Annotated in this window: 23 protein-coding genes; 16 read left to right on the top strand and 7 right to left on the bottom strand. The window is 43.8% G+C overall.

Going from position 1 to position 19952, the window contains the following annotated elements:
- Positions 1 to 56: 56 nt before the first annotated feature.
- On the bottom strand, positions 57 to 830 hold the full coding sequence (locus IGI73_RS12675) for a MerR family transcriptional regulator (protein ID WP_438759239.1): 774 nt from the start codon (positions 828 to 830) through the stop codon (positions 57 to 59).
- A 114-nt stretch (positions 831 to 944) separates the two neighbouring features.
- Here IGI73_RS12675 and IGI73_RS12670 point away from each other — a divergent pair, with 114 nt between their 5' ends.
- From IGI73_RS12670 to IGI73_RS12650, 5 genes are all read left to right on the top strand, one after another.
- The gene (locus IGI73_RS12670; RefSeq protein ID WP_428206640.1) at positions 945 to 1826 is read left to right on the top strand and encodes an HAD-IIB family hydrolase; all 882 of its coding nucleotides are present in this window, start codon (positions 945 to 947) and stop codon (positions 1824 to 1826) included.
- A complete protein-coding gene (locus IGI73_RS12665) occupies positions 1813 to 2166 on the top strand; it encodes a DUF1827 family protein (RefSeq protein WP_428206639.1) in 354 nt (117 codons plus the stop codon). The genes IGI73_RS12670 and IGI73_RS12665 overlap by 14 nt, the downstream gene beginning before the upstream one ends.
- 249 nt (positions 2167 to 2415) lie before the next feature.
- On the top strand, positions 2416 to 3882 hold the full coding sequence (locus IGI73_RS12660; RefSeq protein WP_005228507.1) for a nicotinate phosphoribosyltransferase: 1467 nt from the start codon (positions 2416 to 2418) through the stop codon (positions 3880 to 3882).
- Positions 3883 to 3944: 62 nt separating this feature from the next.
- Positions 3945 to 4769, top strand: a complete 825-nt coding sequence (nadE, locus tag IGI73_RS12655) for an ammonia-dependent NAD(+) synthetase (protein WP_010749896.1) — start codon at positions 3945 to 3947, stop codon at positions 4767 to 4769.
- Between the two features lie 192 nt (positions 4770 to 4961).
- Positions 4962 to 6782 carry an LTA synthase family protein gene (locus IGI73_RS12650; protein ID WP_438759238.1) on the top strand — a complete coding sequence of 607 codons (1821 nt, stop codon included), beginning with the start codon at positions 4962 to 4964 and terminating at the stop codon, positions 6780 to 6782.
- Positions 6783 to 6849: 67 nt separating this feature from the next.
- Here the strand turns inward: IGI73_RS12650 and IGI73_RS12645 are convergent, their stop codons facing one another.
- Both IGI73_RS12645 and nrdI read right to left on the bottom strand, forming a co-directional pair.
- Positions 6850 to 8499 (bottom strand): MutS-related protein, encoded by a 1650-nt coding sequence (locus IGI73_RS12645; RefSeq protein ID WP_438759237.1) that lies wholly within the window; start codon positions 8497 to 8499, stop codon positions 6850 to 6852.
- 41 nt (positions 8500 to 8540) lie between these two features.
- A complete protein-coding gene (gene nrdI / locus IGI73_RS12640) occupies positions 8541 to 8990 on the bottom strand; it encodes a class Ib ribonucleoside-diphosphate reductase assembly flavoprotein NrdI (protein ID WP_081116096.1) in 450 nt (149 codons plus the stop codon).
- A 136-nt stretch (positions 8991 to 9126) separates the two neighbouring features.
- On the opposite strand from nrdI, the gene gloA2 reads away from it, so the two are divergent.
- Together gloA2 and IGI73_RS12630 are read left to right on the top strand one after the other, a co-directional pair.
- Positions 9127 to 9504 carry an SMU1112c/YaeR family gloxylase I-like metalloprotein gene (gene gloA2 / locus IGI73_RS12635; protein ID WP_005228512.1) on the top strand — a complete coding sequence of 126 codons (378 nt, stop codon included), beginning with the start codon at positions 9127 to 9129 and terminating at the stop codon, positions 9502 to 9504.
- Between the two features lie 93 nt (positions 9505 to 9597).
- Positions 9598 to 10164: a GNAT family N-acetyltransferase gene (locus IGI73_RS12630; RefSeq protein WP_005228513.1), complete on the top strand. Its 567-nt coding sequence runs from the start codon at positions 9598 to 9600 to the stop codon at positions 10162 to 10164.
- Positions 10165 to 10168: 4 nt separating this feature from the next.
- Here IGI73_RS12630 and IGI73_RS12625 read toward each other — a convergent pair whose 3' ends face one another.
- Complete coding sequence (locus IGI73_RS12625) at positions 10169 to 10690, bottom strand: LURP-one-related/scramblase family protein (RefSeq protein ID WP_428206637.1); 522 nt, start codon at positions 10688 to 10690, stop codon at positions 10169 to 10171.
- 39 nt (positions 10691 to 10729) lie between these two features.
- Positions 10730 to 11599, bottom strand: a complete 870-nt coding sequence (locus tag IGI73_RS12620) for a Cof-type HAD-IIB family hydrolase (protein ID WP_074535475.1) — start codon at positions 11597 to 11599, stop codon at positions 10730 to 10732.
- A 132-nt stretch (positions 11600 to 11731) separates the two neighbouring features.
- On the opposite strand from IGI73_RS12620, the gene IGI73_RS12615 reads away from it, so the two are divergent.
- The 5 genes from IGI73_RS12615 (at position 11732) to IGI73_RS12595 (ending at position 15283) form a co-directional block, all read left to right on the top strand.
- Positions 11732 to 12421: a uracil-DNA glycosylase gene (locus tag IGI73_RS12615; protein ID WP_015510245.1), complete on the top strand. Its 690-nt coding sequence runs from the start codon at positions 11732 to 11734 to the stop codon at positions 12419 to 12421.
- Between the two features lie 141 nt (positions 12422 to 12562).
- On the top strand, positions 12563 to 13546 hold the full coding sequence (gene pta / locus IGI73_RS12610; protein WP_010749890.1) for a phosphate acetyltransferase: 984 nt from the start codon (positions 12563 to 12565) through the stop codon (positions 13544 to 13546).
- 214 nt (positions 13547 to 13760) lie between these two features.
- Complete coding sequence (tsaE, locus tag IGI73_RS12605) at positions 13761 to 14234, top strand: tRNA (adenosine(37)-N6)-threonylcarbamoyltransferase complex ATPase subunit type 1 TsaE (RefSeq protein ID WP_428206636.1); 474 nt, start codon at positions 13761 to 13763, stop codon at positions 14232 to 14234.
- Entirely contained in the window at positions 14227 to 14751 is a 525-nt protein-coding gene (locus tag IGI73_RS12600; protein WP_010749888.1) for a GNAT family N-acetyltransferase, read from the top strand. The genes tsaE and IGI73_RS12600 overlap by 8 nt, the downstream gene beginning before the upstream one ends.
- Before the next feature lie 16 nt (positions 14752 to 14767).
- Positions 14768 to 15283: a GNAT family N-acetyltransferase gene (locus IGI73_RS12595; protein WP_010749887.1), complete on the top strand. Its 516-nt coding sequence runs from the start codon at positions 14768 to 14770 to the stop codon at positions 15281 to 15283.
- Positions 15284 to 15358: 75 nt separating this feature from the next.
- On the opposite strand, the gene IGI73_RS12590 is transcribed toward IGI73_RS12595, so the two are convergent.
- On the bottom strand, positions 15359 to 15892 hold the full coding sequence (locus IGI73_RS12590; RefSeq protein ID WP_010749886.1) for a 3'-5' exonuclease: 534 nt from the start codon (positions 15890 to 15892) through the stop codon (positions 15359 to 15361).
- A gap of 84 nt (positions 15893 to 15976) precedes the next feature.
- A complete protein-coding gene (locus IGI73_RS12585; RefSeq protein ID WP_005234144.1) occupies positions 15977 to 16729 on the bottom strand; it encodes an exodeoxyribonuclease III in 753 nt (250 codons plus the stop codon).
- A 213-nt stretch (positions 16730 to 16942) separates the two neighbouring features.
- On the opposite strand from IGI73_RS12585, the gene IGI73_RS12580 reads away from it, so the two are divergent.
- The 4 genes from IGI73_RS12580 (at position 16943) to IGI73_RS12565 (ending at position 19946) form a co-directional block, all read left to right on the top strand.
- Positions 16943 to 17122, top strand: coding sequence for an AbrB/MazE/SpoVT family DNA-binding domain-containing protein (locus IGI73_RS12580; RefSeq protein ID WP_428206635.1), 180 nt, complete (start codon positions 16943 to 16945; stop codon positions 17120 to 17122).
- Between the two features lie 168 nt (positions 17123 to 17290).
- Positions 17291 to 17422 (top strand): hypothetical protein, encoded by a 132-nt coding sequence (locus IGI73_RS12575; protein ID WP_005228524.1) that lies wholly within the window; start codon positions 17291 to 17293, stop codon positions 17420 to 17422.
- Positions 17423 to 17723: 301 nt separating this feature from the next.
- Positions 17724 to 18608, top strand: a complete 885-nt coding sequence (murB, locus tag IGI73_RS12570) for a UDP-N-acetylmuramate dehydrogenase (RefSeq protein WP_371875350.1) — start codon at positions 17724 to 17726, stop codon at positions 18606 to 18608.
- Positions 18609 to 18725: 117 nt separating this feature from the next.
- The gene (locus tag IGI73_RS12565) at positions 18726 to 19946 is read left to right on the top strand and encodes a hypothetical protein (RefSeq protein WP_428206634.1); all 1221 of its coding nucleotides are present in this window, start codon (positions 18726 to 18728) and stop codon (positions 19944 to 19946) included.
- The last annotated feature ends 6 nt before the right edge of the window (positions 19947 to 19952 follow it).

Genomic DNA, 19952 nt, shown 5'->3' with positions numbered 1-19952 from the left:
GACGAAACGATGCGCAAACAGTGCCCCTGAGCGGGCAGTGCTTGCACATCGTTTTTTTAATGGGATTTGGTGTAATGGTCAATGATCTGTTTCAACAGCTGCGCGCTGCCGACGCCTGCTTTTTGATCGTAATAGGCGGTAAAACGCTCGTCTTGAACGTACATTTCCCCTAAAGATCGGTGATATTCTGCTGAGTAAAAGGGCGCTGCTTGTTTAAGCCATGCTTGATGCGCAGCAAAAGCCATTTGGGCTTTGTCAGAAGGGATTCGTTTCCCTTCCTTTTCAGTCAATAGCTCTTTTATCAGCTGCAATAAGCGGTTTTCGTTGTCGGTCAGTGCTTGATAATCGACTTGGGTCATCTGCTGCCACTTTTGGTTGCTTTGTTCGATGATTTCCTCACCATAGGCTTCTCGTAATTCGGCACCGTAGTTCGCTTCGTTTTCACGAATTTTTTGTTCCTTAAAATAACGGAATTTCTCTTGATCGGTCATCGTCTTTTCTCCTTCATAATAATCAATTGTTTGCGCTAAGGTGGTCAAAAGACTGTCCAGGGCTGCTCGCTCTTGTAAAAGCTGTTGGTAATGCTGCAACAAGACTGTTTGGATCGATTCTTGTGGCTCATCCAAGATTCCGCGGATCGTTTCTAATGACAGCCCAAAAGACTTAAAATATAAAATCTGCTGTAGGCGATCGACTTCCTGTCTCCCATAGATACGGTAACCAGCTGAGTTGGTGCGTTGCGGTTGTAACAACTTGATCTGATCATAATACCGCAGGGTACGGCTGCTGACTCCTGACAGTTTAGCTAAGGCACTGATCGTATATTCCATCGGCTTTTCCCTCCTTACACCTGTATCCTAAAGGTTGACGTAACGACAAAGTCAAGAAAATTTTTTTGCGTTTTTTAAAATGTGCTATAATTATAACAAAGAAAGGAAGATAAGATGCAAATAGTTTTTTCTGATATTGATGGGACGTTCCAAGAAATGGGGCACCCGATTCATGAGATCAATAAAGAAGCCATCCGTTGTTTGCAAGCCCAAGGGGATCACTTTGTGTTTGTCACAGGGCGAGGATTTGAGCTTGTTCAAGATATGATGGCGGAAGAAGGCCTTTCCTGCGATGTGATTTTTGGAAACGGCGCTGGTCTGATGTTAAAAGGAGAAGCGCCTGTTTTGACGCATACCTTGCCCTATAAGACATTGGCGCAAGTGATTGGTATCTTAGAAAAAGAAGAGGTTTTTTATTTCTTACATACTGACCATGGCATCATTTCCCCACAAGCGCATTTGTATGAAGCGCAGTTTCAAGAAAGCCGCAAGCAGTTACTCGCGGAGTTAGGGGAGCGAGGACAAATCATCGCTGACTACAAATACGAGTTCTTCTACAACGAATGTCTTCATAAAGACGACGTGCTGCAGTTTATGAAGGAACATCCAGAGATAAAGGTCATCAAAATCGAACTGATGGAAGCGTCAGACGAAAAAAGAGAACGGCTGCGGGCGATGATCCAATCAGAAACGGCTGCGATTTTTCAATCCTTTGTCCAAACACTGGAGATCGTTGATCCATTGGCGACCAAAGGTGCCGCGATCCGTTCCTTTTTAGAAGCTTTTCCCGCTGCCAAAAGCTACGGGATCGGTGATGGTGAAAATGACCTTGCGATGTTTGAAGCGGTGGATGTTTCTTTGGCTGTAGCAAATGCCAGCCCAGCGATCAAAGCAGTTTGTGATCGAACCATTGAGCGCGCGGAAGACGGCGGTGTTGGCCGCTTTATTTTAACAGAATTAGTTTCGAGAGAGGATGTTGTGCATGAAGTTGATTGAAACCCCAGTAAACCAAAATCTAAATATGGAAACTTTTTACCCGAACATCTCCAAGTATCTATTCGACAAAATAGCGATCAAATACTATAAATTGTACTCGCTTGATCGGACGCAGATTCTCTATGTGGATAGTTTTGATACGATTTCTTTAGTATTGATCAACAATAAAAAGAAAATCAGTCGGGAAGAAGTTGACATAGCGATTCATCGTTTGCTGAAGGTCGATCGCAAAGACGTGACCGTCAATGTTAATATTCGTAAAGAAATGGAAGCAAGAGGCATCACCTTTTCTAAACCGAGGAAAGATGTCATTCTTGTTCAATTGCCTGTGAAAGAATAGTAGTTGAAAGAAGTTGGGACATGCACGTTGCAAGAGCAATCAAACGTTGAACAAAAGGGCGACCTTATACGCGCGCAGGAATGATGCGCCAATAAGTAGGAGGCTGACCCATGCTTTTGAGCAATTTGTTCTCAGATGGATTGCCTTGTACGAGCAAAAACCCAACTTTTTTTTGAAAAAAACAAGATTTTCTGTCTTTTGTGTTTTTTTTGCTATAATGAGAAGAAGTAAGCTAGAGGGAGTAAGAACATGCAGAAATTATTTAAAGATGACAGCTTGACGCTGCACACCGATCTCTACCAAATCAACATGATGCAAACCTATTGGGAGTTAGGCAGAGCCGATCGTAATGCGGTGTTTGAATGCTATTTCCGTGACATGCCTTTTGAAAACGGCTATGCGATCTTTGCCGGTCTGGAACGATTGATCGACTATTTGAACGATTTATCCTTTTCAGAAACGGATATTGCCTACTTGCGAGAAATCGGCGGCTACCCAGAAGCCTTTTTAGAGTATCTAAAGGAGTTCAAGTTTGCTTGTACCGTTCGTTCTGCGTTAGAAGGCGATTTAGTCTTCAACAATGAACCGATCATTCAAGTAGAAGGGCCGTTGGCACAAGCACAGTTGATCGAAACGGCGTTACTGAATATGGTCAATTTCCAAACACTGATCGCCACGAAAGCGGCCCGCATCAAATCCGTGATCGGCACGGATCCCTTGTTGGAATTTGGTTCACGGCGGGCACAAGAATTGGATGCAGCCATTTGGGGGACCCGAGCGGCTTATATTGGCGGAGCAGATGCGACGAGTAATGTGCGGGCAGGGAAGATTTTTGGCATCCCAGCCAGCGGAACCCACGCCCATTCCCTCGTGCAATCCTACGGCAATGACTATGATGCATTTATGGCGTATGCCCAAACCCACAAAGATTGCGTATTCTTAGTCGATACCTATGATACATTGCGCTTAGGTGTGCCGAATGCGATTCGTGTGGCCAAAGAGATGGGGGATAAGATCAATTTCTTAGGTGTGCGGATCGACAGCGGCGATATGGCGTATATCTCGAAAAAAGTCCGTGAACAGCTGGATGAAGCGGGATTCACGGAAGCCAAAGTCTATGCTTCCAATGATCTAGACGAAAATACGATTCTAAGCTTGAAAATGCAAAAGGCGAAAATCGATGTGTGGGGTGTCGGCACCAAGCTGATCACCGCTTACGATCAACCGGCATTAGGCGCGGTTTATAAACTGGTGGCCATCGAAAATGAGCAGGGAGAAATGATCGACACCATCAAATTATCCAGCAATGCTGAAAAGGTTTCGACCCCTGGGAAAAAACAAGTTTGGCGGATCACCCGTAAATCTGACGGCAAGTCAGAAGGCGATTATGTCACGCTATGGGAAGAAAATCCACAAGCAGAAGACGAACTGTTCATGTTCCATCCTGTTCATACCTTTATCAATAAAACAGTGACGAACTTTGATGCGCGACCATTATTGCAAGACATCTTTGTAGATGGCCAGCAAGTGTATCAAGTGCCTGACTTAGAACACATCAAAGCCTATGCGACGAATTGCTTGGATTCCCTTTGGGACGAGTACAAACGTGACTTGAATCCACAGAAATACCCAGTCGATCTTTCGCAAGAATGCTGGGATCATAAAATGCGCACGATTGAAAAAGTACGCAAACAAACCAATGGCGCGATTTTGTAATCCGCAACTGCGCTGGTCCTAGGATCAGTCAGCTGCTTCAAAAAATAAGAGGAGGCGTTTCTATGACCATGCAACAAGAAATTATCAAAGAATTAGGAGTCTTACCGACCATCGACCCGAAAGAAGAAGTTCGTAAGAGTATTGATTTTTTAAAGGCGTATCTGCAAAAGAATCCGTTCTTGCATACGTTTGTCTTGGGGATCAGTGGTGGACAAGATTCGACGTTAGCTGGACGGCTTGCGCAATTGACGATGGAGGAAATGCGCAGCGAAACTGGGAATCCTAACTATCAGTTCATAGGGGTACGCTTACCTTATGGGGAACAAGCAGACGAAGAAGATGCCAAAAAAGCGCTAGCGTTTATCCAACCAGACATTGAGCTGCGGGTAAACATCAAAGCCGCCGTCGATGCGCAAGTACAAGCGGTGGAAGAAGCAGGGTTAGCGGTTTCCGACTTTAACAAAGGCAATATCAAAGCCCGTCAACGGATGATCACGCAATATGCCATTGCGGGTGAAAAAGCAGGGGCTGTTCTGGGAACAGATCATGCTGCGGAAAACATCACCGGCTTCTTTACGAAGTATGGGGATGGCGGAGCCGATATTTTACCACTATTTCGTTTGAATAAACGCCAAGGCCGTCAACTCTTGCAATACTTAGGCGCGCCAGAAGCGTTGTATACAAAAGTCCCAACTGCGGACTTGGAAGATGGCAAACCTTTAGTGGCAGATGAAGCAGCTTTAGGAGTGACCTACAACGACATCGATGACTATTTAGAAGGCAAGGAAATTTCGGCTGAAGCCCAACAAACCATTGAAAACTGGTGGAACAAAACGCAACACAAACGCCACTTGCCAGTCACGATTTTTGATGATTTTTGGAAATAAACGAAACCAATGATTGAGTTCCATTCGGATAGAAAGAAGAGTCTAGGGGGCAAGAAACCTTAGACTCTTTTTTTATGAGGCTTGCTTTCTTTAAAAATAACAAAAGCTTCTTACCTCGGCTTTACTTTCTTGCCTCGAAAGCATAAAATACGAGGGTACCTAGAATGTGTAGAAAAGGAGGAATGTTCCTTCGTGAAAATAAATAGCCATCCTTATCTGAAGATCGCATTAAAAGGCATCGCCATCGTCCTGTTGATCATTTTCAGTAATTTATATTTGCAATGGTGTCAAAACAATCTTTCCGTTGAATTAGCTCTGAAATTTGCCTTTTCGTGGCATACAGCAAAGTTTTTCTTGGCTTGTGGGGTGCTACTGCTGGTGTATGGGGTGTTTTCCAGCTTGGCAGGTTCGGTACTGATCGGAGGCGTCTTTTATAGTGTCGTCATCGGAATCTTAGGATATGCCAACCACACAAAGATGGTCTATCGCCAAGAACCAATCTATCCCGATGATTTAAAGATGGTCACTCAATTCGACCTTCTACGAACCATGATCGGCAATGGCGCCTTTTTCGTAGCCATCCTCTTCGCTCTGGCGGCGATCGGGGCGATCGGCTGGAGTATCTATCGCAGCCGCAAATTAAACCTGCGTTTGCAAGTGATGCGAGGAGCGGTGCTGGTCGTATGCTCGCTGGGCTTAGTCTATGTTTCTCACTTCAATGACAGCAACAACCTTTTACGCAAAGCCTACAATCAGACGGCGCTCTGGATTCCGTATTCACAAAAAATGAACTACTACAATACGGGATTTATCGGTGGGTTTTTGTACAACCTGCGGGTAGATGCCATGACGAAGCCTGAGGGGTATTCAAAAGAAGCGATCCAAGCGATTGCGGACACCTACAATGCACAGGCTGCGGAGAAAAATCAAGACCGTGAAAGTGAAGCACCAAATATCGTCTATGTGATGAGCGAGAGCTTTTCCGACCCGAGCCATTTAAATGGCTTGTCGATCACCGGCGATCCGTTGAAAGACTATTACCACGTCGCCGATCAAACCATCAGTGGAAAAATGCTTTCGCAAAATTATGGAGGCGGTACGGCAAACATCGAGTTTGAAGCGTTGACTGGTTTTGCCATGGGCCTATTGAATCCGCAAATGACGACGCCTTACACGATGCTGGTGCCGAAATTGACGCAACTGCCATCCTTGGTTTCTTTCTTGGAACAGTCCGGGTATACGGCAACGGCGATCCATCCTTACGATACATCGATGTACAAACGCAAGGATGTCTATGGCGTGATGGGGTTTGAACAGTTTATCGATCAAGAGACGATGACCTATACCGACAAAATCGAAAATAATCCTTATATTTCTGATGAGGCGGCCTACAAAGAAGTGCTGGCATTGTTGGAAAACGATCAGCAACCGCAATTTGTCCATTTAGTGACGATGCAGACCCATATGCCGTATGCTGGTAAATACGATACCTTGAATTACCAAGCAAGCGGTCCGGGCAATATGGCTTCTTTGGAAAACTACCTGCAGGATATCTCCTACAGCAGTACAGCGTTGAAAAACTTTGTAGCTGAATTAGAGCAGCTGGATCGGCGAACGCTGGTCGTCTTTTGGGGGGATCATTTACCAGGCATTTATGCCGATGAGATCAAGGAGCAAAATGAAACGGCTGCCCTGCATGAAACGGAGTTTTTGATGGTCGATTCGCAAGGAAATTTTGCCCCAGAAGATGTACCTGTAACAAGTCCCTTTTACTTTGCGCCGAACCTATTAGAAGCCAGTGACCAACCAACGAGCGGGTTTTACCAGTTGTTATTGGCCTTGCAAGATGAGCTGCCAGCTTTTGAAATGGGTCAATACTATCAAGGCGGGCAATGGCAGACGACCCTTGCATTGGATCAAGAAGCCCAAGAAATCTATGATGCCTACAATTTGATCCAATACGATGTGTTACAAGGAGAGCAATACAGTTTAACGACTGGTTTGTTTGACTAACTGAAACGTAAAAAAGCGCCTTATCCCAGTGTTAGTCACAGGATAAGGCGCTTTTGTTTGTATGAAGTTATAAATCCTGCCATTTACGGTTTTGATCAAAATCATTGGCGGCGGCATAGGCGTCTTGAACGATCGTTTCAGGGTAGCCCATGACTTTTAAGAGGGCGATTGCATTGCGGCTCAAGGCAGGACCGGATTTGACCTTGTAATCAAAGGAGATGCCGTCATCTTCCGTGACTTGTTCAGAAAAATGAATGTTGCAGCAGTCATTTTTCAATATTTCAGTCAGCTCAATATCATGAGTGGCGACAAATGCCAATGATGGGTAGGCTCGCAGCCAATGGATGATGCTGGCAGAAGCAGCGATCCGTTCCACCGTATTGGTTCCTTTTAAAATCTCATCAACAAAACAATAGCAGCGCTGGTTTGTGGCAACGGTGTCTAGCAGGCGTTTGATGGATTTGATCTCTGCTACGAAATAGCTGTCGCCTTCAAATAAATCATCTTCGACAGCCATCGAGGTAATGACGTGACCGGGAACCATCGTAAAGGTTTCGGCAACTGCTGTCTGGATCGTTTGTGCCAAGATGCAATTGATGGCGATGCTTTTGACATACGTCGATTTGCCCGAGGCATTGGAGCCAGTCACGAGGGTATTGTGGGTCCAAGCAACATCATTCATGACTGCTTCACTTAGAAGCGGGTGATACGTACCCGTTGCTTGTACACCTCCGCTTGTTTGGAAGGTCGGTAGGCAAGTGATGGGCATATACGTGCGAAAATTTAAAATGGCGGCTGCGACTTCCAATTTTCCCACCAAATTCCACAGATCGATGGCTGCTTGTTGGTGCTTTGCCAGGGTAGTAGTGACCGTTTGATAGGAAATAAACGGCAGCATAAAAATGATATTGATGTATTCAAACAACATGTCTCCTTCGCTGCCGTTTTTGGCACGAAACGAAAAGGCGAAACGAGTGATCTTTTTTAATGGTGCCAAGGATTGTTTGATCTCATCTTGGAGGGGCGTGTTGATTTTAGCGATCTGACTGCCACAGGCAATCGTTTGAACCAAATAGCGCATGCTGTTCAGTTCTGTTTCCAGCTTGGCTTTTTTGATGGAGTAATAGATCGTATTGAAAACGACACTAACCAACGTCAACAGGATGCCTTGGACAAACCCCAGCAGGAGCAGCAAGATGCCGATTAACGGCAGCACACCTAAAAAGACAAAGAACGGCAGAGAGCCGATCGATTGCGCAGCTTCATTGGCCAAGTAGGCTTTCGAAAAATTATCATCTTGTTTTCCTAAACGAGCAAACGTATATTGGGATTGTTCGCGTGCGGCACTGTCAGCAGCAAAAAAGTCGATCAATTTGGTCAGCTGTTTGTCCGTCTTGAAGCGAAAATTGCGTAATTGCTGGTACAATGCTTCTGAACCAACACTGGAAAACGTCAGATTAATGGACTCAAACAACGAAAAGCCATCCAAGTCATACCAAGTGATGTCATCGACCTCGCTATCAAAATCGTGAAACTTCTTCTCAGTCAGCCAAGCCTTTTTCAAACTCGCTTCTTTATCAAAGCGGGGCTGACGGGGAAGCTTTCCCCAAGCAAGCCGAACGTAACGGCGTACTTTGTATCGATTCCAGATATCTAGTGCGGTCAAGATGAGAATGCTGGCGAGTATGATCAAAATGACCATCGTTTGTGGTTCCATATGCAAAAGTCCTCCTAATGGCTAATGAATGCTGGCTAAAGTTAAGTGTTGCTGTGGGCAGGATCAATTTCTTTCAAACAAGCATAGATCCGTTCAATATCTTGGGTCGTTCCTCGCAGCTCGAAATCCGCTAAGAACGGGATCGAAAATTGCTCCGCATATTGCATTGCGGTCAAGCAATATTGATAATTGAAGTTTTTGTTGCCACTGCCGATCACGCCTAAGCAAAGAGCTGCGTTGTTTTCATAGTCAATGTATTCCCGCATGGTTTCTGTGAGAATCTCCTGATCGCCGTTATCGACGCCATTTCCACCTTCTAAATAGGTAGGGACAAAAACCACATAAGGTTCGTCTTCTTGTTCAAACACACTGTTGTCATGAATTTCTTTGGCTTCCCAAGTACTCGGAGTGTCTTGCTGATCCGCATAGGCCAACAAGCGGTTGACGAATGCACGGGTATTTCCAGAGATTGAAATATAAAGTAGTTTCATTTTTTTCATCACCTTCCGCTTTCTAGTATAACAGAAACCATTTATGAAAAGAGGAGAACTTCGGCAGTCTTTTCTAGTAAAATGCAGCCAAAGGCTTTACACTGAGAGAGGAGTCCAATACAAAGGAGTGGCAATAATGTTTTCAAAAATGCATCATGTGGCGATCATCGCCAGTGATTACCAGCAGACCAAAGAATTTTATGTAGAGAAATTAGGCTTTGAAGTGATTCGTGAACATGCGCGCCCAGAAAAGAAAGATGTAAAAATCGACCTGCGCTTTGGGGAATCAGAAATAGAACTGTTTGTGGTGGAAAACCCACCAGCAAGACCAAGTTTCCCCGAAGCAGCTGGCTTGCGGCATTTGGCATTTGCGGTGGAAAATATTGAAGCAGTCGTGGCAAAGTTAGCCGCCAAAGGAATTGCGTGTGAACCGATTCGTTTCGATACCTTTACGAATAAGAAAATGACCTTTTTCCAAGATCCAGACGGCTTGCCGTTGGAATTGCATGAATAAATAAGGAAAACTTTGTGTGGATCCTTTGTCGATTCAACTTGGTTTTTCTTGAGAGAATTGTTATTCTATGTATAGAAGTAAGGAGGAGAAAACGTGATAAGATTTGCAAAAAAAGAAGATCGCTTTGTCATGGCTGAACTCGTTTTAGTCATTTTAAAGGATATGGAATTGCCGTTTGTCAAAGAGATCGGTGAAGCAAAGACCTTAGAGATCTTGGCAGATGCCATGCTAGAACCCGACTATCGTTACGGCTTTCGCCGTGCGTTGGTCAATGAGATCGACGGGGAGGTTGCTGGGGTCGCCTTTGGATACCCAGACAAAGAAGAGGCGACGATCGATCAGCCTCTAGATAAAGTGCTGGAACAGTACGGTTTGAGTAAAGACATGAAGCTGTTTATCGATGAAGAAACCTTACCAAATGAATGGTACTTAGATACCATCTGTGTGGCTGAGAAATTTCGCGGCAAAGGTGTCGGCTCAGCCTTATTAGAAGCGTTGCCGAAAATTGCTTCTAGAGATGGCTATGAGGTGATCGGCTTGAGTGTTGACCGAGCAAATCCCCATGCGAAGCGGCTCTATGAAAAGCATGGCTTTGAAGTCGTGGCCCAAAGAGAGATCAGTGGCCACCTATACGACCATATGCAAAAAAGAACCAGCTGATTTTTCAGCTGGTTCCATTTGTTAGTCGAAGCTCAAGAGGATGGTCTTTCTTGCGTTGCCGATTGTACAGCCAGTAATCCATGACGGCAGCGATACAGATGCAGACCGGTGCATCCCGATCATCAACGACATCCAGTACATAATAATCCCCCGTCAATAAGGTCGCCTTATCCATTTCCATGATCTTTTTATTGAAATGATGGATCCCATAGCGATGATTGTAGATATCGCCGTGGACCGCCCAGTGAAGCTGCTGGATATAGTAGAAATCACCCGGCCAGTTAAAGATTTTCTGCAGTGTACCGACTTTCTCAAAGTCTTTGTAGATCTCAAAGCGCGTACCAAAAGTAAAACTGATTTGTTTGATACTAGCAACCATTTGCCCATTCAAGCGGTAAAGGGAAAGAGCATCGCCCTTAGTTCCCCAACGGCCCACCATTAAAAACAGTGATTTGCCTGTTTCATCTTTGACAATGGTGCGTGTGACTCTGCTAAGTTGTCTGTCTTGGATGAAAAATTCTGACATACTTACGCCTCCTCATGTATCCCCAAAAAGCTGCGTGATTTAAAGATTTTCATCAATTGCCCGAACGATCGCTTTGCCGACACCAGACTCAATATTGGTGTCCGTCAAATACTTCGCGGCTTCTTTTACCTCTAACTCGCCATTTCCCATTGCAAAACTAACGCCTGCCAGTTGCAGCATACTTACGTCATTTAAGTTGTCACCGATCGTCATCACTTCCTCCAGTGAGATCATCCGATCCTTAGCGACATGCGCCACTGCGATTCCTTTTTGCGCGTTTCGGTGGTTGATCTCAATATTGTTTTGTCCAGAAGAAGTCACCACTAGATCGCCGTACCCATCGATGATTTTCGTGATAGGACCCAATACCCGCGCACCATCTTGATGGAAGCAGATCACTTTCAAAAATTCTAATTCTTCGATCGAAAACAACTCACTGAAATCATCGACATAATTGATCGGTAAAAATTCCAAACGGGCTGCTGTCATAGCAATCGCCATCTTATGGGTTAAATGGGGCATTGCTTCTGCCGTGTGGATCGCAAAATTTTCGATCCGACGTGTTTGGCTTTCCGAATAGATCCCGTTGCTCGTGGAGATCTCAAAATAGATGTCGTTTTCTTTGAGTAGGTCGATCAACGAACGAGTTTGATCATGGCTGATCGGCACAGTAAATAATGAATTACCCGCTTCGTCGTAGACTTGGGCACCATTCAAGGTGATCATTGCACAGTCGATCCCGGCTTCTTGCAGCGGCGGCAAAGCCTCTTTGCGGTTACGGCCAGTTGCGACCATAAATTCGATTCCTTTGGATTGGGCATATTTGATTGCTTGGATATTTTCTTCTGAAATCTGCATACTAGCATTTAAAAGCGTACCATCCATATCAGAAGCAATTAATTTGATCATTGTCAGCGTCCTTTCTTAATCGTTTCTACAAATAGTGTACCATAAATCGCGCATTTTTTTTCTTTCGAAGAGTAATTCTTGTTTCTAAGGGGAGGGATTTGTTATCCTAGAAGAAAACAAAGGAGATTCGCCATGAAACGACTATTGGACAATGATTGGCAAGAACAATTGCAGGAATCATTTGAGCAGCCGTACTACCAACAACTGCGGACTTTCTTGAAACAAGAATATGCCCAGCAAACGATCCATCCAGCAATGGATCATATTTATGAAGCCTTAAAACTGACACCATACCATGACGTAAAAGTTGTCATCTTAGGTCAAGATCCTTATCATGGCCCTCACCAAGCCCACGGACTGTCGTTTTCCGTACAGCCGGGGGTCAAAATACCGCCTTCGTTGCGGAATATTTACAAAGAATTAGCTGATGACTTAGGGATTCCACCTGTGTCCCACGGTTATCTCGTACCTTGGGCGCAACAAGGGGTCTTATTGTTGAATACCGTGTTGACAGTACGTGAAGGGCAAGCCTATTCACATCACGGGCATGGCTGGGAGCAGCTGACTGATACGATCATCGAAAAATTGAATCAACGAGAAGAACCGGTCATTTTTGTGCTTTGGGGCAAACCCGCCCAAAAGAAAGCCGCTTTGCTAGATACTAGCAAACATATTATTATAACAGCGCCTCATCCAAGTCCGTTATCAGCGCATCGAGGATTCTTTGGTTCGAAGCCTTTTTCTAAGATCAATCAAGCATTGCTGGCGTTAGGGGAAGAACCGATTTCCTGGGCGTTGCCAGAAAAAATAACACAGTTGTAAAACTGTGTTATTTAGAATGAGTAAACTTGTGAAAAAGGTAACGATATTTAAAATAATCGACTAATACAGGATTTTTATCTGTTCTTTTTTTCGCAATTATTGTACAATGGAAGGGTATAAAAAAACTGGAGGTCTTTACCCGTGGAATTATTCGAAAGTTTAAAATTTAAAATCGTGCGTCGTCATATCAAAATCGTTTTTCCTGAAGCAACAGATCCTCGTATCCTAGGTGCTGCTAGCCGTTTACGTTCAGAAGAATTAATTGAACCTGTTTTGATCGGTAACCCGGTTGAAATCGAAAAAGCAGCGGAAGCTCGCGGAATCAACGTATCAAACTTTGAAATTTTAGATCCTGAAAATTATGATCGTTGGGATGAAATGGTTGAAGCTTTTGTGGAACGCCGCAACGGCAAAGCAACCAAAGAACAAGCAGAAGAAATCTTAAAAGATGTCAACTATTTCGGTACAATGTTGACTTACATGGGCATTACTGAAGGAATGGTTTCAGGAGCGATCCATTCTACGGGTGATACAGTAAGACCCGCTTTACAAATCATCAAAACAAAACCAGGCATTAGCCGTACAAGTGGTGCTTTCTTAATGGTTCGTGGTCGTGACCAAGAAAAATACTTGTTCTCAGACTGTGCCATCAATGTAAACCCAACTGCACAAGAATTGGCAGAAATCGCTGTTGACTCAGCGAAAACCGCTGAATTATTTGAAATCGATCCAAAAGTTGCTATGTTAAGCTTCTCAACGAAAGGGTCTGCGAAAGCACCAGAAGTAGATAAAGTTGTTGAAGCAACAAAAATCGCCAAAGAATTGGCACCAGAATACCAAATCGATGGAGAATTGCAATTCGATGCTGCGTATATCTCAGCAGTTGCGCAATTGAAAGCTCCTGAATCTGAAGTAGCAGGTAAAGCAACCGTCTTTGTTTTCCCAGATTTACAATCAGGAAACATTGGTTACAAGATCGCCCAACGTTTCGGTAACTTTGAAGCGATTGGACCAATCTTACAAGGATTGAACAAACCAATCTCTGATTTGTCTCGTGGTTCAAATGAAGAAGATGTCTACAAATTATCAATCATTACTGCGGCACAAACACTAATGGAAAAATAAGCAGCCAATCGCTGCACTTATGAAAAACTGATCCCTTGAGGGTCAGTTTTTTGTTTTGCTCTTGGAAAGTTGAGGGCAGCAAAGGAGGAAGTGTGCGCAAAAGCAACGATCCAGTGATCGTCGGGAAATTTTCCCTAAGCTCCTTCTTTACAATTCCTTGAAAAACAAGCTATACTAGCAACTAGTAAATTAGATTGATCAAAGGATGGGGACTATGTTTACCATTAACGACTTAGAAGCAACCGCAGCATTTGCAAAAATCATTGGAGAGGCAGCCGAGCCAGGGGATAATCTGGTATTGACGGGCGATTTAGGTGCTGGCAAAACAACCTTGACGAAAGGCATCGCCTTGGGGCTAGAAATCGAGCAACTGATCAAAAGTCCGACCTATACGATCATTCGTGAATATACCAATGGGCGGCTACCGCTGTATCATATGGATGTCTATCGGGTGGAATACGGTGCAGAAGATTTAGGACTGGATGATTATTTCGAAGGGGATGGCTTGTGTGTGATCGAATGGGGCAATCTCTTAGAAGCCTCCCTGCCAGAGGATTATTTAGAACTGATTTTGGAAAAAGATGATACAGATGAACAAAAACGCCTTGTGAAATGTCATGCATATGGCACCAAAGCAACCGCCTTTTTGCAACGGATCACAACAAAATGGCAGGCAGCCCATGAGTGAGATCCAATTACAGATCAAAGAAGCCACGGGTGCTGATGCCAAAGCTGTGTTAGCAGTCAGTCAACAGCTAGGAGAAGAAACGGATTTTCTCTTGATGGACGAAAGCGGCTTGGCGTTGCCAGAAGCCCTATTGGCAGAACAGCTGGACGCTATCTATGAACGGGACGACTATTTGCTGTTGTTGGCATTTGATCAAGAACAATTGATCGCCATGGCATCAGTCAAAGGCCATGAAGAGTGGCAATTAGCCCATGTCGGGGAGATCGGTATCTCGATTTTAAAAGACTATTGGGGCTTAGGCTTAGGTTCGCTCCTGATTGAAGAATTACTGGACTGGGTAGTAGAAGTTGGCGAATTGACCCGCATCGAGTTGACCGTTCAAGCGAGAAATTTACGGGCGATCCATCTGTATCAAAAATTTGGTTTTTTAACAGAAGGCTGTATGAAAGAAGCGGTGCAAACCCGCGAGGGGCAAAAAGTTGACGTCTTGATGATGGCACGTCTTTTTGAATCATAAAAAAGGAGTGAAGGAAATGGAGTTTCGGGAACCGACGATCGCAGACTGCGATCAAATCGAAGCGTATCGGCAAGCCTTCGAGAAGAATCAAGAAGTCATCCATGGTGGGGCAGGACTTGTAGAAAGTCCGACAGCCAAAGACTGGCTAGAGGGATTGGTGGATTTTAAAACAGCAGAAACGGTACCAGAAGGATTCGTTCCCGCCCGTACCTATCTGGCTATCCAAGATCAAAAAGTGGTCGGTCTCTTGAATCTGCGTCTGACACTTAATGCGTATTTGCGCCAAATTGGCGGACACATCGGGTATTCAGTGCACCCAGACCATCGAAAGCAAGGCATCGGCTCGGCAATGTTGGCACAGTCATTGGTAAAGGCCAAACAATTTGGCTTGAACAACGTGTTAGTAACCTGTGAAGAAGCCAATCGCGCCTCCGCCAAAGTCATTGAAAACAACGGTGGTAAATTGACAGAAAAAGTCATTGATCCTGAAGATGGCGCTATAATCTGTCATTATTGGATCGATCTGACTTAAAATGAATCCTTCCTTAAATGAAAACGTGCGTCCTAAAGGCTAGCGCAATGCTGACTTTAGGACGCACGTTCTTATTTATTTGACTAAAACCAATTTTTTTAATGGATCGATACCAAATTCTTCTTCTTGACGCAATAAGATTTGGGCACATGCCCGACTATCTTCTAGTGCATCATGGTGGTTTAGTAAAGGAATCTGTAATTGCTCACAAACCGTGTTTAATTTGTGGTTCGTAAATTCTGGATACAGCTTGCGGCTCGTTCGCACCGTGCATAAGGAAAGATAATTTGGTTGTGACAACCCATAATAATCAAGACATCCCGCCAAAACTCCAGTATCAAAACCAGCGTTATGCGCAACGATCAAACTGTTCAGTTGATAATATTGTTGGATTTGTTTCCATACGTCAGGAAACTTAGGCGCTTCTTGTACATCTTCTGGACGGATGCCATGAATTTGAATGTTTTTCCAAAAAAATTCCGTTTCCGGTTGGATTAATGTGTAATATTCGCCCACGATTTTGCTATCTTGTACCATGACTAGTGCAAGGGAACAGGCACTATGCTTTTGATAATTTGCTGTTTCAAAGTCCATTGCGATAAAATTCATCAGACTCACCTCATTGCCATTCTAGCACAAAATCAAAGAATGAAAAGCGAACAAACGTTAAGAAAAACTGAAGTTTTCTTACGGTTAGTTGAGATCCAGTTCCACCGGACAATGGTCACTGCCAATGATATCTGTATGGATCTTGGCGTCTAGCAAGCGCTCATTTAAGTCATCCGAAACGACAAAGTAATCGATGCGCCAGCCAGCATTGTTTTTGCGAGCGTTGAAACGGTAGCTCCACCAAGAATAAATACCTTCTGCATCTGGATAGAAATAGCGGAACGTATCGGTAAAGCCAGCAGCCAAAAGAGTCGAAAACTTTTCCCGTTCTTCAGGTGTAAACCCAGCACTTTTTTGATTGGTTTTCCAATTTTTGATGTCGATATTTTTATGGGCAACATTCAAATCACCGCAGAGAATCACTGGCTTTTGTTGTTTCAATTCAGTCAAGTAAGCCAAAAAGGCATCTTCCCAAGTCATGCGATAATCCAAGCGGCGCAATTCATTTTGGGAATTCGGTGTGTAGCAAGTAATCAAGAAAAATTCAGGATACTCCAGCGTGATGACGCGACCTTCCGTATCATGTTCTTCGATTCCTAATCCATAACGGACCGATAGTGCAGGTTCTTTTGCGAAAATTGCTGTGCCGGAATAGCCTTTCTTCTCCGCATAATTCCAGTATTGATGATAGCCTGGTAAATCCAATTCGATCTGACCTTCTTGCAGCTTTGTTTCTTGTAAGCAAAAGAAATCAGCATCGAGGGCTTCAAACACTTCAGAAAAATTTTTTTTAACGATGGCCCGTAAACCATTCACATTCCAAGAAATAAATTTCATTGAGACTCCTCCTTATTTTCCACTACGCCTCCCATTTTACCTAAAAAAGCCAGAAGCGCAAAGCAAGTGAGCGGAATGAGGAAAACAAGGAGGAAGAATGAGGATTAAATTTGGATGCTAGAGAAAATTCGTTTGTAGTACGGAAAAGGAACGATGGCTCCTTACGTTTACTTCCATTTTATGATACAGTCATTTTGAAAAGGGGGCAGTTTCATGACGATCAAAGCGCAAGTTTCAGCGAAAATGACTTCGAAAAATCAAATAACTATTCCAAAAAGTGTGCGGCAAATACTAGGCTTAAAAGAGAATCACTGGGTAATTTTTGAATTTACCCCAGAAGGTGAGATCAAGGTAAGAGGCGAAAAAGCAGCACCTTCTTTTGAAGATTTTTAGAAACAAGAATTAGCGATCATAGAAGAAATGGGAAAATTTGACACAGGTGAGATGTTTTTTGAAAAAGATTTAGGTGAGGAGAACATTGAATGGTAAGGCAAGGAGATATTCTTTTATTGACTTAAATCCCACCAAAGGAAATGAAATGGCAAAAAAAGACCGTGTGTAGTGGTTAGTAATGATTATTATAACAAGAGTTTCAATACCATCTTAGTGATGCCACTCAGTAGCTCAAAAAAATATGTAGAAGAAAAATTTGCTCGATCGAATGCGTTTCAAACAGTTACCGAAACACAATAAAGTAAAGTTCAAGGGACGATTCTTTGTCAGCATATTTGCAGTGTGGACTTCTTGCATCGCAGCAACTTAGAAGTAGTCGATAAAGTCACTACGGAGATGAAAGAACGATTATCTGAAATAACAAAACACTTTTTTTGAAGCTTACTCTTTATTAATCAGGTCATTCGCAAAGAGGCGCTTATGGGTCATTCGACCATTAAGCTTTTCTTTGATTCACCAGAGGTAGCAACTTTTCCTTGAACATGCTAAAATAAGTGAGATGTTTATTGTGAAAGGAAACCTTCTCGTGAATAAAGACTTGATGATTGCGCAATTCCCTGAAATTGCCTTATTAAAAGATGAACCCTTATTGAACTATACGTATACAAAAACTGGTGGACCGGCAGACATTTTGGCTTTTCCCAAAACAGCAGATGAAGCCAAACAGCTGCTTGATTATTGCCGAGAACAAGCGATTCCTTGGATCGTCTTAGGAAATGCCAGCAACTTGATCGTCCGTGATGGTGGTATTCGTGGCGTGGTGATCATGCTATCAGAAATGAACCAAATCGTGGTGGACGGCACTTCTTTGATCGTCGATGCTGGAGCAAAGTTGATCGATACCACCTATGTCGCTTTGCATGAATCGTTGACTGGTTTTGAATTTGCCTGCGGGATTCCTGGCAGTGTCGGCGGTGCCGTCTTTATGAATGCTGGCGCCTATGATGGCGAAATCCAAGATGTCTTTGCGTCCTGCGACGTTTTGCTGGCTAATGGTCAAATCGTGACTTATACCAAGGAAGAAATGGAATTTGCTTATCGTCATAGCAAATTACAAGAGCAAAAGATGATCATTTTAAGCAGTCGCTTTGATCTAGCAAAAGGCGATCAAGAGCAAATCAAAAAGCGGATGGATGAACTGACAGAATTGCGGCAATTGAAGCAACCGCTAGAATACCCCTCTTGTGGGAGTGTCTTTAAACGTCCAGTCGGTCATTTTACCGGCAAGCTGATCCAAGATGCAGGCTTACAAGGATTGAAATGGGGCGGAGCCCAAATTTCGGAAAAACATGCGGGCTTTATCGTGAATGTCGATCAAGCCACTGCAACGGATTACGTTGAACTGATCGCTCATATCCAACAAGTCATCAAAGAAACCTTTGATGTCACCTTAGAAACAGAAGTCCGAATCATCGGCGAAGAATAGAATAGCAAAAAGATTGTCCTGAAGGGCAGTCTTTTTTTTATGAGAGCTGATAAAAAAGAGCTTAGGTTTGTAAGCTTTCTCAGTCTTCGGTACAATAAACGAAAAGGAGTGAGCAGGATGAAAAAGTGGGGACGCGTCATTTTGTTTGTTGGGTTCGCCTTTCTTTTCGGCGGTTGTACGAAATTACCGCAAGAACAGTTTGCCGAACAGTTGACGAATCAGCAAGCAGCGAATGCTGGTGAATTCCAAGCGACGATCGATACCTTTGAGATGGGCAGCAGCAGCGAATACGGTCGAGAAGCCGATAGGTATGCCTCCATGTTGATGTCACAGTTAGTCGGTTCGTCATTTAAAGGGGACTTCGTCCAGGACAAAGAAACCAAAGCGATTTTACTCAATCTGGCAGTCGCTTTTGGGGGGCAGGAGCTGCCGATCAAGCTGATCGTCGATCCAGAAAAACAAGAAGCGTATGTGTCAGCTGAAATCTATGAAACACTGCAAGGGTATATCAGCGCATTTGGTAGTGACAGTTATGGGACAAAACCAGACGCTGCGGAATATGAAGGCAAATACCTGCGCATCGATCAAGAAACCTTAGATTCTTACTTTGGCGAAGGAACTTTTGCAGAGGACGGCGAGGGGACAACCGAAGCAGAAAAAGAGCCTGAAAACCTCTTTACCATGAACAGTCTTTTTCATAATGAGACATTTGCAGACTATTTGAAAACCTTTGAACCGGATGCTTTCAAAAGAGATGGAGATACGATCAGTCACACGTTTACCAAAGAAGAATTGGCAGATTATGCAGATTATGCCCAAGAACACGGCGCCGATCAAAAGCAAGTCGCCGAATTAGAAACGATGTTGGAAGAAGTCGAGCAGTTTGACTTAACCATGACCATCAATACGAAAACAAATCAGCAGAAAATGGCTTTTCACTTCGTGCAAGCGGATGAGCTGCAAACCACTATCGGAGCCACGGTGACTTTTACAGGGAAGAAAAGTGATACTGCTGTTGCAATCCCTACAGCGGAAGAATTGATTGACCCAGAAGAATTGTTTTCTCCCTATGATTATGGTTGGGATGACAGCTATGACGATGGGGATGAAAATGATTATGATGATGAGTACTGGGATAGCTATGATGAAGCCGATGATTGGTCTTCTTATATGCTGACGGATGAGGAGTTTGAAGAACTGCTGCTGCAAATCAAGCAAGAGCTGCCTTATTTGACCCAAGCAGATATCGATGATTATCTGACCTTTTATGAAGAGTATTTGACTCAAGAGCAGTATCAAGAGCTTGTCGAGGCACTCCAAGTGACACAAAGTTTATAAGACACT

Source organism: Enterococcus sp. DIV0755f (genome assembly GCF_051713725.1).
Taxonomy (GTDB): domain Bacteria; phylum Bacillota; class Bacilli; order Lactobacillales; family Enterococcaceae; genus Enterococcus_D; species Enterococcus_D casseliflavus.
Note: the sequence above shows the minus strand (reverse complement) of the source record. Positions and strands in the feature narration are given on the sequence as shown.

Excerpts from the sequence above, each read along its gene's own strand:
- IGI73_RS12675 (WP_438759239.1), bottom strand. The coding sequence starts at position 830 with ATGGAATATACGATCAGTGCCTTAGCTAAACTGTCAGGAGTCAGCAGC.
- IGI73_RS12670 (WP_428206640.1), top strand. The coding sequence starts at position 945 with ATGCAAATAGTTTTTTCTGATATTGATGGGACGTTCCAAGAAATGGGG.
- IGI73_RS12665 (WP_428206639.1), top strand. The coding sequence starts at position 1,813 with ATGAAGTTGATTGAAACCCCAGTAAACCAAAATCTAAATATGGAAACT.
- IGI73_RS12660 (WP_005228507.1), top strand. The coding sequence starts at position 2,416 with ATGCAGAAATTATTTAAAGATGACAGCTTGACGCTGCACACCGATCTC.
- nadE (WP_010749896.1), top strand. The coding sequence starts at position 3,945 with ATGACCATGCAACAAGAAATTATCAAAGAATTAGGAGTCTTACCGACC.
- IGI73_RS12645 (WP_438759237.1), bottom strand. The coding sequence starts at position 8,499 with ATGGAACCACAAACGATGGTCATTTTGATCATACTCGCCAGCATTCTC.
- nrdI (WP_081116096.1), bottom strand. The coding sequence starts at position 8,990 with ATGAAACTACTTTATATTTCAATCTCTGGAAATACCCGTGCATTCGTC.
- gloA2 (WP_005228512.1), top strand. The coding sequence starts at position 9,127 with ATGTTTTCAAAAATGCATCATGTGGCGATCATCGCCAGTGATTACCAG.
- IGI73_RS12625 (WP_428206637.1), bottom strand. The coding sequence starts at position 10,690 with ATGTCAGAATTTTTCATCCAAGACAGACAACTTAGCAGAGTCACACGC.
- IGI73_RS12620 (WP_074535475.1), bottom strand. The coding sequence starts at position 11,599 with ATGATCAAATTAATTGCTTCTGATATGGATGGTACGCTTTTAAATGCT.
- IGI73_RS12615 (WP_015510245.1), top strand. The coding sequence starts at position 11,732 with ATGAAACGACTATTGGACAATGATTGGCAAGAACAATTGCAGGAATCA.
- tsaE (WP_428206636.1), top strand. The coding sequence starts at position 13,761 with ATGTTTACCATTAACGACTTAGAAGCAACCGCAGCATTTGCAAAAATC.
- IGI73_RS12600 (WP_010749888.1), top strand. The coding sequence starts at position 14,227 with ATGAGTGAGATCCAATTACAGATCAAAGAAGCCACGGGTGCTGATGCC.
- IGI73_RS12595 (WP_010749887.1), top strand. The coding sequence starts at position 14,768 with ATGGAGTTTCGGGAACCGACGATCGCAGACTGCGATCAAATCGAAGCG.
- IGI73_RS12590 (WP_010749886.1), bottom strand. The coding sequence starts at position 15,892 with ATGAATTTTATCGCAATGGACTTTGAAACAGCAAATTATCAAAAGCAT.
- IGI73_RS12585 (WP_005234144.1), bottom strand. The coding sequence starts at position 16,729 with ATGAAATTTATTTCTTGGAATGTGAATGGTTTACGGGCCATCGTTAAA.
- IGI73_RS12580 (WP_428206635.1), top strand. The coding sequence starts at position 16,943 with ATGACGATCAAAGCGCAAGTTTCAGCGAAAATGACTTCGAAAAATCAA.
- murB (WP_371875350.1), top strand. The coding sequence starts at position 17,724 with ATGATTGCGCAATTCCCTGAAATTGCCTTATTAAAAGATGAACCCTTA.
- IGI73_RS12565 (WP_428206634.1), top strand. The coding sequence starts at position 18,726 with ATGAAAAAGTGGGGACGCGTCATTTTGTTTGTTGGGTTCGCCTTTCTT.